The following is an 8,099-nucleotide window of genomic DNA, read 5'->3' on the forward strand; positions in this document are numbered from 1 at the left end:
CGATCGAGGTCGGCAAGAGCTTCATCCGACCATTCAAGCCTCATCGATCTCGCCAGTTTCGGAACGCCGGAGTTCCCCAGGTCTCGAGCCAACGTACGACCTCGTCATTCGAGGCGACAGATTTTTGGGCCTCGAATGCCTTCCAGCGTCGGTCCAATTCGGCGATCTCGTCGCTGTCCGCCCGAACTGAACCGGCTTCAAGGACCAGCAACTCCGCCAACAATTCGGGAACACTAACGCCGCGCTCGTCCGCTCGCTGCCTGAGCGCGTTTGCAGTCACGTCATCGATTTCGATGGTCTGGGTTTTCATGGATCGGAGCATAGCTGAAAACGCGCCGATGATCCATAAAAGCGCGTATTGCCGCCGATCTGAGGTCCGACCATCCAACGGCAAAAGCTCCTGACCGACGATGGATGCCGATCCGAAGCCGTCCTTCGAGGCCTCAATACGACGACCTGAGCGTGCCGAGATAGTCCGACAGGTTGGTGGGATCACCCTTCGTGCTCTGCCGCAATGGCTGGCCGCTGAGCAGCACCCCGGCCTGGGTCTTGTAGTCGGGCGACGACGTGGTCGACGTCAGCGGCAGGTTGACCATCTGGCGGTAGCGGTCATAGGCCAGTCGGGTCCCGACGAAGACGCAGACGCAGCGCTGCGGCTCGGCATAATAATAGCGCATGGCCTCGCCGACCCCTTCGGTGACGAAGCGGTGCGCCGGCAGCGCGCGCATGGCTTTTTGCCCGGCGGGATCGTTGGCGACCTGGATGCGAAACCCGGCGGACGACAGATAGAAATTGTTTCGTTCCAGGACCGGCCTGCCCGGCGCCTCCACGGCCGCCGAGACCGAGGCGCAGAGCAACAGCATGGCGGCCGGAGCGAGTCGCGCGATCTCGATGCCGTGACTCCGAAACAGGTGCCGATGGCCTGCCGCGATCGGCCAGATGGTCAGTGCTGACATTGCAAGTTTTCCAGCGCGGGTTTTTCCTGTTGGCGTGGACCATAGACCGCGAACAGTGCGCCAAGATTGTGGACCTCGAGCGGCATACAGCCGACGAGTCCAGGACGACTGTGCGCCTGAGCCGCAATCTCATGCAGACAGCACCTGCATGCCGGGGTCAGGCCGATGACATTGCAATCATTCCCCCCACTCCCGCGCCATGGCCGCGAGCGCGCAGCCTTCGCAATAGCGCGCGTCCTTGAAGTCGATCCAGTTGTGCGCATAGACATGATCGAGCGGGATTTGGTAGCGCGCGCGCAGCACGCGGACCAGAATGCGCCACGCGGCGATCTGCGCCTCGGTCGGACCGCGCGTCACGTCAGGATAGTTGCCGGCAAATTCCACGCCGATCGAGCTGTCCTTGTTCACCTGGTGATAGGTCTTGCTGTTGTCGACATACTTGTCGTCGGTACGGTTGGCGCCGTCGGTATGGGTCGGAACGAGCGTCTCGCCGACCGCCCAGTACACGGTGCCGTCGGTCTCGACCCAGACCATGACGCCGCGCCGCGTCGGGTTTTTCGCCTGCTCCTGCGCCCCGCCCCGCGCCGAGCCGGCCGGCCCCTCGGTCTGGTGCACGATGATGTTCTTCCAGGGATGCGACTTGGCAACGTCCCCCCAACGCGCGAGCCAGACCATCTTCAGCCCGGGAATCTCGGGCGTGCCGGAGACGCGCGCGATCGTTTCAATGTCGCCCTGCTGGGCGGACACGGAAACGGACAGCGCGCCGGCCATCAATGCCGCCGCAAGCGGACGTGGACTCATGAACTGAGGCCCCTCGTGGAGGGCTCAAGATAGCATGTCAGACGCGCTTCAGCAGCCGCTCGGCCTCGCCATCCCCTTCCGGTGACACCGGCGGCGCGGAACTATAGGCCGCATAGCGATTCTTGCCTTCCTTCTTGGCGACGTAGAGTGCCTCGTCGGCGTGCAGGATCAAAAGCTCCGGAGACAGGGCGATCTCGGAGGTCCATTGCGCGATTCCGATCGACACCGCGATCGGAATGTCGAGGCCGCCGCTCGCCTCCGCATCGTCGCGGCAGACCTGCAGCACCCGGCGCGCGATGATTGCGGCCTCGCGCAGGGTCGACGCCGGCAGCACGATGCAGAACTCGTCACCCCCGGAGCGCGCCAGCATGTCCCCCGGCCGCAGCCGCGTTTGGGCCATCAGCGTGAAATGCTGCAGGCAGGCGTCGCCGGCGGCATGGCCGTAGGTGTCGTTGATGGCCTTGAAGCCGTCGAGATCGATCACCAGCAGCGAGAACGGCACGGCGCTGCGTTCCGACCGCGCGCACTCCTCGGTGAGCCGCTGCATCAGGTGCCGCCGGTTGGCGACCCCGGTCAGGTCGTCCAGCAGTGCGAGTTCGGCGACCTCGCTGCGGAGCCGTTCGACCGCCATCAGCAGCAGGCCGAAATTGATCGACATCGACAGGAACATCACCATCAGCACGGTCGCGGTGGCGGCCGGGCTGGACTGGCCGAATTTAAAATTCATGCCCAGCAGGCTGCCGACGATGCGCGCGGCGTAGATGCAGACGAAGAGAATGATGAGAACCGCGGCAAGTCGTGCGCCCGGACTATGGCGTCCGTGCTCCGGCGCCAGCAACAATCGCAGCATCAGCAGCATCGGCAGCGACTGTGCGACCGAATAGGCGGTGATCCGCATCAGCCGGCTGTCATAGCCATAGATGAAGAAGAGCAGGATTCCCGCGGTGACGGCAACGAGCGCCAGGCTGGTACGCCAGGACGCTGCGCGGCCATAGAAGCGCTGCGTGCCCATCCAGGCGAGACAGGCGGCGAACACCATGAAGGCGCCGGCGATCAACAGCGGCAGCAGCGAAGAGACCTCGTTGCGCAGCAGCGCCAGCATCGCCCCCACGATGGCGGCGAGCGCCGTGCCGGCCCAGTAGCGGGCCGCCACCAGCTTGGGATAGGCGTGAATGACATAGGCCCAGATCAGGCCGAGCGCGAAGAAATTGACGACGAACACCGTCCAAAGCGTCGGAACGCTCAGCATCGCGACCCTCGGATACGCATTGGCCTGTCCCTCGCGCGGCCGGTGTGTGCCGGTCATCCCTGCTCTTGGAGCCGCACAATGGGAGAATGGCAATTAACGGAATCTCAAGGCGCGGCCGTGAGATCACGGCGTGGTTTTAAAATCATAAAGAGGGGATTCGCGACACATTAACGCTGGTGGAGTGGATAGACGAGATCCGCCATTGCGATGCGGTCGGTCTGATTTTGCGAGAAAACGCATCAAAAGTGCATAACAGTTGTGGATAACGCAATGACACCGGTGTGACAGGCCACGGCAGGAGCCAGCGAATCTGCTTTCGATTACAATCGAGGATGTTGCGAGGCTGGCCCTCCGCCGAGCATGCCTCTCGTGTCGCGTTTCAATCCATTAAACCCTGAGAGGATACTATGGCTAAGAAAGCGAAGAAGGCAAAGAAGGCGAAGAAGGCCAAAAAAGCCAAGAAGATGAAGTAATCCTTCTGGTCCGGGTGGGGCCTTGCTCCGCCCGGGCCGTCCGACGAGGACGGCAACCAACCTCTCTCAGAAGCAGGCGGGCTGTATCAGCCCGCCTTTTTCTTTCCCTCGTTCTCGAGCGTACGACAGCGCTTCCCGGTCATATTGGATCACCCAGTAATCCACTTCGCCGGGACATGCGCTAGCGATCCGCAAGGGCCAGCCGCGCGCCGAGCCCGGCAAAGCCGCAGGCGAAGGCACGCCGCATCCAGGCCATGACTCCTGGCCGCGACACCACCCTCTCGCGCACCGCGGCCGCGAACAGGCCATAGAGGACGAACACGGCGAAAGTCATGGCCATGAAGGCGCCGCTCAATTCCAGCATCCGCGCCAGCACGCGGGTCTCGCCGGCATCGATGAACTGCGGCAGGAAGGCGAAGAAGAAAATCGACAGTTTTGGATTGAGAATGTTGACCAGGATCCCCCGCACGATCACGCGCGCATGCGATCGCGGGCTCGGGCGTTGGTCGATCGATAGCGCACCCGTCTCACGCAGGGTCTGCCAGGCCATGTAGAGCAGATAGAGCACGCCCAGCCATTTCAGCGTGGAAAATGCCAGGGCGCTGGCGTGCAGGACGGCGGCCAAGCCCAGCATCGCCGCCAGCATATGCGGCACGATGCCGAGCGTGCAGCCGAAGGCCGCGGCGACCGAGGCCCGCGCCCCACCCGTCAGCGCCGCCGCCAGCGTATAGAGCACGCCGGTGCCGGGCGAGGCGACGACAATCAATGAGGTGATCAGAAATGCAAGTGACATCTTTCCCTCCGACCAGTCCACTCCGCATCATGCGTCAATTGCCGAGGCTGCACCACCCGTTTCCTTGACCGCCGATGGCGCCAGATTGCAGAACGCGGGGGCGCGTCAGCGTAAGCTGGGATCTCGCGCCGTCATCTCGAGATTCCGGGTTCACTCATTTCATTCGCGCCACGCAGTGGCAGGCTTCACCGCCCGACCAGCTGGTCGGCGAAATAGCCGATCGTCTTGCGGTAGATGACCGCGTGATTCCATTCGCGCATGGCGTCGAAATTGGCGCTGCCTTCACCGTAGCCGCCGCCCATCTCGAAACCATTGGTATGCAGCAGGTTGGCGGTGGAGGCGAGCACATCGGGCACGCTGTGGCGCAGGTCGACGCGGCCGTCGCCGTCGAAATCGACCCCATATTTGATGTAGGACGACGGCAGGAACTGGGTCTGGCCGATCTCGCCGGCGCCGGCGCCGATCAGGTCGCGCAGCGGCAGGTCGCCGCGCTGCACGATCTTCAGCGCCGCCAGCAGTTCTGCCTGGAACAGCTCGGAGCGGCGGCAATCATGCGCCAGCGTCGCGAGCGTCCGGATCACCGGCAGTTTGCCCATGTCGCCCCGGCCGAAATCGGTCTCGAGTCCCCAGATCGCAACCAGAATCTGGCGCGGCACGCCAAAACGCTGCTCGATGCGCGCAAGCAGCGCGGCGTGCCGTTGCAGCATGGCGCGCCCGCCATTGATCCGGCCGGGACCGACCCGGGTTGCGACATACTGCTCAAAACTCTTGTTGAATGTGTAGCGCTGGCGGCGATCGAAGGCGAGCGTGGCCGGATCCTGCGTGAGCCCTGCGAGGGCCTCGGAGATCACGGCCGGCGAAACGCCGGCGGCCTGCGCCTCGCTGGAAAAGCTGGTGATGAAGGTGTGGAAATCGCCGCCGCAGCGGGCGGCGTGTGCAGAGCCGGTCACAAGAAAGGCAGCGACAACCACTGCCGGACCACGTTTGAGCATCGCTTGATCCCTTTGATTCCACCGGGCGGGTCGCCGATCATGCCACGGGAGAATCCCGCAGGTCAAAATGACGACCTTGGCGAAACGAAGGCTGCACGATCTTGCTATGCCGCCGCGCGCTCCGGCTCTGCCGCTGCCTCCTCGCGTCCCCTCGTGATCTCACGCGGCGGGTTGACCAGGCTGACCAGCGTGTAGCTGATGATCAGGAGCAGAAACCACGAGCCGAGCTTGGCGATCGACACCAAGGCCCAGGCATGCTGTTGCGCGGGATACAGCCAGGTCTTGGTGTAGGTCCCAATGTTTTCCGAGAACCAGATGAACAGCGACACCAGCACGAGGCCGAGCAGAAGCGGCATCGAGCGGTGGACGTGCCAGACCTTGTAATGGACGGTGGTGCGGCCGAAAGCGAGCGCGGCGGCGGCGAACAGCACGATCCGCAGATCGAGGCCAAAATGGTCGAGAAAGAAATTGGCATAGGCGGCGAGGCTGAGCGCGACCAGGCTTGCGCGCGGCGGATGGCGGGTGAAGCGGAAGTCGAACAGCCGCCAGACCCGGCAGAGATAGCTGCCGATGCAGGAATACATGAAGCCAGAAAACAGCGGCACGCCCGCGATCCGGAAAAAGTTCGGCTCGGGATAGATCCAGGACCCGACCGCGGTCTTGAAGATCTCCATGACCGTGCCGACCAGATGATAGATCAGGATGACTTTTGCTTCGTCGAACGTCTCCAGCCGCGTGACAAGCAGGATCGCCTGGACCGCGAGCATGGCGACAAACAGGGCATCGTAGCGCGCGAGCGCGATGCTCGCGGGATAGAAGCTGAAGGTGCCGATCATCAGCGCCACCGCGATGCCGCCGAACAGGCAGGCCCAGCCCTGCTTCACACCGAAGCGCAGAAACTCGTAAAGTACCGCGGTCCAGTGCCGCCTCGCCATGGCGCGGCCGAGCCGGGCCTCGCCCGCGATGAAAGGTTTTAAGGGCGCCCAGAGCGCGGCGGCGCTGTCCGCGGGCTTGGCGAGGTCATTGCGATCATTCATGGCTATCGTTCTTGATCTGTCCCATGGCAAATCCTGGACACGCCTCAGCACCGCTCGGACAGATCTTCAGCAGATTCCGTGCAGGTTCACCAATGGCCCTTGCGCTTGTTCCAGGAAAACAGCGCGTCGGCAAAATGGTCGTAGGCAAAGCGCGTGACCGGCCGCGTCGCCGGATTGCCGAGCAGCGCGGCGAGCCAGCCCTGGCCGGGCGTCATCTTCCACAACGCGACCGCGACGTCGGCGCCGACGATCAGCTTGCCGTCGGCGTCGGTCGCATGCAGGCGGCGGCGCACGTCGTCCAGCGAAGCGCCGTAGGCTTTGAGCGCATCCGGCTCGGCGTTGATGTCCTTGAACGCAAGGCGGCCCTCCTTGACCAGTTCGATCAGCTTGCGCCGCTGCCAGTCGATGCCGTTGTCGCAGACCGGACAGCGTGTGTTGTACCAGACGGTGAGCTCGGGTGCGCTCATGCTTGCCTCATGCGCCGGCGATGCGCCTCGTGCGATCATCGCCGCAGCCTGGAAGGATCGCTGCAATCATTGTCAGCCATGGGGCATTTTTGCGATCAGGGCGCGCTGCCCATCCTCCCGAGGCTGGCCGCAAACAGTTCGATCGCGGCGGCTTCGCGCTCTAGGTCGTCCGATCCGGCCCGGTCCGCGACCGACCCATCGAGCCGCAGCATCGCGAGGCCATGCACCAGGCCCCATCCGGCATGCGCGGCCGCCTCGCGCGTCGCCGACGGCGTTGCTGCGCCGAGATAGTCCGCGAGCACGGCGCGGGTCGGTTCGAACGCCCGGTGCTTGGCTTCTGCGACCGCCGGATAGGCGCACCAGTTGGCGACGCCGACCCCGAACATCAGGCGGTAGAGCTGCGGATGGGCGATCGCAAAGGCGATGTAATCCATGCCGAGGCTGATCACCCGTGACACGCCGGTGCCCGCACGCTCGGCCGCCGCGATTTGCGCGGCTTCGAGGGCGCGAAATCCCTGTTCGGCCACGGTCGCCAAAAGCTCCTCGCGTCCGGCGAAATGGTTGTAGGGGGCGGCCTGCGACACATTAGCGGCGCGCGCCACGGCCCGGAACGACAGCGCCTCTGCGCCGTCGCGCTCCAGCAGTGCGGCCGCGGCGCTAACCAGTGCGCTCCTGAGATCACCGTGGTGATAGGCGCGCGCGGGCGCGGCCTTTCGCGTCGCCGTCCGATTTCCGTTCCGGGTCTTCTTCGCATTCATGTTGACAGTGTTAATATTCGTGCTAGCCTGATGTTGTCAGTGTTAATATCATGCTGGCGAAAAACTTACAGGGCGGAAGATCATGAGCGAGGCGAAAAATCTCGACAATCCACCGCGGCGGCACTGGCTTCGCGCCGCCGGGGGAGCAAGCCTGGGCGCCGCCGCCGGCTTTTTCGGCGGCATCGCGATGGCGCGCGCGAGGCGCGCCCCCACTCCCACCATCGTCGAAGCGCCGACCCGCTTTGCCGGAAAGGTCGTGCTGATCACCGGCGCCACGTCGGGGATCGGCCGCGCCGCGGCGATTGCCTTTGCCCGGCAGGGCGCGGCGGTGGCGTTCTGTGGCCGGCGCGAGGCGCTGGGCGCCCAACTCGAGCAGCAGATCAAGGCGGCGGGCGGCCGCGCGCTCTATGTCAAGGCCGACGTGCGCGACGAGGCGCAGGTGAAGGATTTCGTCGCCAGGGCGGTGGAGACGTTTGGCGGCCTCGACATCGCGCTCAACAATGCCGGCATCACGATCGAAAGGCCCCTGCACGAATTCTCGGCCGCGGAATGGAACGATGTGATCGACACCAA

The 8,099-nt window shown here is 64.2% G+C and carries 10 protein-coding genes; 1 reads left to right on the forward strand and 9 read right to left on the reverse strand.

What is annotated here, in order from left to right:
- Positions 1-40: 40 nt before the first annotated feature.
- The 9 genes from JOZ76_RS04840 to JOZ76_RS04880 all read right to left on the reverse strand — a co-directional run bounded on the left by JOZ76_RS04840 (position 41) and on the right by JOZ76_RS04880 (position 7,526).
- Entirely contained in the window at positions 41-310 is a 270-nt protein-coding gene (locus tag JOZ76_RS04840; RefSeq protein ID WP_291697488.1) for a hypothetical protein, read from the reverse strand.
- Positions 311-443: 133 nt separating this feature from the next.
- Positions 444-956, reverse strand: coding sequence for a hypothetical protein (locus tag JOZ76_RS04845; RefSeq protein ID WP_291697489.1), 513 nt, complete (start codon positions 954-956; stop codon positions 444-446).
- Between the two features lie 177 nt (positions 957-1,133).
- Positions 1,134-1,757: a peptidoglycan recognition protein family protein gene (locus JOZ76_RS04850; RefSeq protein WP_441299976.1), complete on the reverse strand. Its 624-nt coding sequence runs from the start codon at positions 1,755-1,757 to the stop codon at positions 1,134-1,136.
- A 37-nt stretch (positions 1,758-1,794) separates the two neighbouring features.
- A complete protein-coding gene (locus JOZ76_RS04855) occupies positions 1,795-3,006 on the reverse strand; it encodes a diguanylate cyclase (RefSeq protein ID WP_291697497.1) in 1,212 nt (403 codons plus the stop codon).
- Positions 3,007-3,660: 654 nt separating this feature from the next.
- Positions 3,661-4,272, reverse strand: coding sequence for a LysE family translocator (locus JOZ76_RS04860; RefSeq protein WP_291697490.1), 612 nt, complete (start codon positions 4,270-4,272; stop codon positions 3,661-3,663).
- A gap of 185 nt (positions 4,273-4,457) precedes the next feature.
- Positions 4,458-5,264 (reverse strand): lytic murein transglycosylase, encoded by an 807-nt coding sequence (locus tag JOZ76_RS04865; protein WP_291697491.1) that lies wholly within the window; start codon positions 5,262-5,264, stop codon positions 4,458-4,460.
- Between the two features lie 104 nt (positions 5,265-5,368).
- Entirely contained in the window at positions 5,369-6,301 is a 933-nt protein-coding gene (locus JOZ76_RS04870; protein ID WP_291697492.1) for a DUF817 domain-containing protein, read from the reverse strand.
- 86 nt (positions 6,302-6,387) lie between these two features.
- Positions 6,388-6,768: a thiol-disulfide oxidoreductase DCC family protein gene (locus JOZ76_RS04875; protein ID WP_291697493.1), complete on the reverse strand. Its 381-nt coding sequence runs from the start codon at positions 6,766-6,768 to the stop codon at positions 6,388-6,390.
- Positions 6,769-6,863: 95 nt separating this feature from the next.
- Positions 6,864-7,526, reverse strand: a complete 663-nt coding sequence (locus tag JOZ76_RS04880) for a TetR/AcrR family transcriptional regulator (RefSeq protein ID WP_291697494.1) — start codon at positions 7,524-7,526, stop codon at positions 6,864-6,866.
- An 82-nt stretch (positions 7,527-7,608) separates the two neighbouring features.
- On the opposite strand from JOZ76_RS04880, the gene JOZ76_RS04885 reads away from it, so the two are divergent.
- Positions 7,609-8,099 (forward strand): SDR family NAD(P)-dependent oxidoreductase (locus JOZ76_RS04885; RefSeq protein ID WP_291697495.1); only part of this gene is annotated, 491 nt, incomplete at its 3' end.

It is taken from the genome of Bradyrhizobium sp. (genome assembly GCF_019244115.1).
In the GTDB taxonomy this organism is placed as follows: Bacteria; Pseudomonadota; Alphaproteobacteria; order Rhizobiales; family Xanthobacteraceae; genus Bradyrhizobium.